We start from the raw sequence: 3,311 nt of genomic DNA, 5'->3' as shown, positions 1-3,311 counted from the left end.
TACAGTTCCGTTGTTGACTGCATCAGTAACAGCTTTATTAGATTTAGCCTGACCAATAGCTTGCTTAGCGGCCTGAGCATCGGCATCAACTTGGCCCTTAGCAGCTTGTTTCTCACTGTCAGTAATACCGTTAGTCTTATCAATTGCCTGCTTTGCGGCTTCTGCTACGTCATCAATATTTGTTAAAGCTTGCTTCTTAGTATTTGCATCCCCATCCAAAGCATCAACTGCATCTTTTACTGACTTGGTAAGAGCTTTTACTTGGTTAGCTGAATCATTTGCACCTGTTGCTGCTAGAACAGCTTGAGCATTTTGAACCGCAGAATTAAGGTTATCTTGTTTATTGGCACTTGCTTGCAAATAATTATTGGTAGTTTTAGCTTCGTTAGCCTGATTAACAGCGGTTTGCAGATCACTCATTGCTGAGTCGACTGATTGGGCATTGCCAACTGCGGTCTTTAAGCCAGTCAAATCACTTGCGTTGGTAACCGCTTGGTTAGCAGCTGAACGTTGAGCATCATTTAAGTGGGTAAGCCCACTAATGGTTGTTTCTGCAGCTGATAAATTGGTGTCACCATCCAAGCTACTCTTATGGGTATTGATTTGATCGATTAACTTCAGAACAGTTGCATCATCAGCATTTTGACCTGCAGTTTTATCAAGTAAAACGTCGGCTTCGGTACAATCAGTTGCAACAGTTGACTTTGGTGTATCCGAAGCATATTTATAGTTATTAGTATTAGTTAAATCAGCAGTTAAATCTGATAATTTACCCATATCGCCATCAAGCGTCGTAGCCGTGCTGGTTGCTTGATTCATGGTATTTAAATCAGTAGCTTTATCAATTGCTGCTTCAGCTGCTTGCTTTTGGGCGTTATTCAAATGCGTTAAGTTTTCGATCGTAGCATTGGCACCATTGCGATCAATTTTTACATAAATATAGGCATCGTGATCACTTTTTGAAAAAGTACCCTTTAGATTTGGACTAGTACCAACTAATACATATCCTTCTGGAGCCTTAGCGTTAGTAGCATAATCATAAGTATCCCCAATAGTTCCAGTATAAGTTAGAGGATTACCACTAATAGAATTAGTTGCAGGTACACCATCGCTAGGAGCATATTGACTATCGTCTGTATCCTTAGTTACATCGATATAATGAACACGAAGTTGACTTTGACTTCTTTTACCTTCTTCACCAACTTTTTGGTAGTAGTAAACCATGGCACCATCAACATCGTTGATGCGATTATTGTAGGTGTAGCTTTGACCACCTGCCGTAAAGCTCATTGAATCATTGTTATCGTCATGGCCTAAAATTTTACTTGCACTAGCACCAAGAGGTTGTCCCTTGTAATATGCAGTTGCTCTTACAGTACCATTAGTATCAATAACAGTTTGTTTTACATAAACATCATCGGTAATGTATTGCGTATAAGTTTTACCTACCTTATAAGGTGCAATAATACCATCTTCATACGACAAGCCTAGGGTCTTAGGACCGCTTACTAAAGTATAGCCATCAATTTTTGGCGCATCGCCATTAATCTTAAAGCCTTGATAACCATAGCCATTAACCATCAATGGTTGAGCAATATCTTTACCTGTCTCTAGATCAACATATCTTACTGAGGTGGTAGTTTCTTGTGGGATTACACTAGACCAGCCAACAATCTGTTCTTTATAGTTGATACCATTCGTACCATCCAAATCCTTTTCAGTTTTGTCCTTGTATTCAGGATTTAAAATACCTTGATCAAAAATAGGCGTTAAACCATAGCCACCTTGGCTATCGTATTTAAAGTTCTTCAAGACTACAGAGAATGATTCACCATTATAGTTATGGACTTGTAAATTGTAGGTACTACCACCTTTACCACCTTTACCTTTATATTCAATTTCAGGAGCAGTTTCATTTGGAGTTTCTGTTTGTGGCTGAACATTATCAGAATACGTGTGGACTACATAAGTATAGAGGTTTTTATCGCTAGCATCTTGGCCTCTTGCAAATAAAATAATTCGGTGATAATGTTCTGAAAAATCAGCATATCCCGCAAAGAAGTACTTATCTGGATTGTTCTTAATAATACCTGTATCACCAAAAATTACGTTTTCAGCATTACCTGCATAGTCTGTGCCAAGACTGCCAAACCAACTTGGCGCAATTGTCTGATCAATCCAGGTATTTTTACCACCACGATTTTGATAATCACTCATCATTGGGTCAGTTACTTTCGTAACCGTTTGATCTGATTTAGGCAAAGTTGAACTATCACTAGCCGAATTACCAGTTGTGGAAGTAGTTGCTAGTAATTTAGTAAGGAGACTTGCTAAAGTTTTATCAATGGTACTTACTACTTGAGTGTTAGTGGTCTTGTTAGTTGGGTGGCTATTTTCCTTGTTAGTTGTATTAGAGCTAACCTTTGTATTATCAGAATTTTTAGTTGCGGTTTGAGTTGTTTGATTAGCTTTAGTACTTGAGGTTGTCGCAGCTTCTGTAGAATTATTAGCTGTTGCATTGTTACTTGCACTACTTTGTTGAACTTTTCCTGTTGCACTAGCTGCTTTCTGAGTATCAGTTTGCTCAGTAGCTACATCATTGTTTGTTGTAGCTTGGTTGATAGCGTCTTGGGCTTTATCTGCTGCATCAGTAGCTGCTTGGTTCAACTTGTCTTTAGTAGTTTGATCAATATTGGTTGCTCCATTAATTTCGCTATTCTTCTTGTTAAGAGCAGCATCGATGGCCTTATTAGCATCATTTTGACTATCAGGCACTTTCACTGCACCAATTGCATTAATACCCTTAGTTTGTTCAGCAGTTGTCAATACAGCTGCTGAAGTTTGTTGCGAATTACTGTTTGGTGAACTATTGGAAGTTTTAACGCTTTCTATGGTTGCTGCCTTTACAGAATGATTTGTAAAGTTAATTCCAAAAATGGTTACTCCTAATAATACGGAAGCCACACCAACGTTAAGCTTACGTAAACTATAACGCGGTGTCCGCTTAGTTTCTAAAAATTCAAGTCTCTTCATCATTATTTTTGCCCCTGAAGTTTAATAACTAATTGAATATCGATAACTTAATTTCGGTTTTGATAAATAATTAAGGCTGAGCACACCGTTATAATAACATACGTAATGCGTATTAATTAGCATACATCTTTATAAATTGTATACGCGTGGTGCTAGTTATATCGTTTTAGTTAACAAAAAAAAGCCCAATCTTGTTAGACTCGACTTGTAAACATATTAATAGAAAAGAGTCTGACTAGATTGAACTACCCTAAGCTTAAGCGTTTTTCTCATCCAAA

At 37.7% G+C, this 3,311-nt stretch carries 1 protein-coding gene; it reads right to left on the bottom strand.

Annotated elements, in window-relative coordinates:
- A partial coding sequence (locus JCM1039_RS11600) for a DUF1542 domain-containing protein (protein ID WP_034533201.1) occupies window positions 1-3,036 on the bottom strand: 3,036 nt, incomplete at its 3' end.
- Window positions 3,037-3,311: the final 275 nt, after the last annotated feature.

The organism is Lactobacillus kitasatonis DSM 16761 = JCM 1039 (assembly GCF_000615285.1).
GTDB lineage: Bacteria > Bacillota > Bacilli > Lactobacillales > Lactobacillaceae > Lactobacillus > Lactobacillus kitasatonis.
This window is presented reverse-complemented; position numbering and strand designations above follow the sequence as displayed.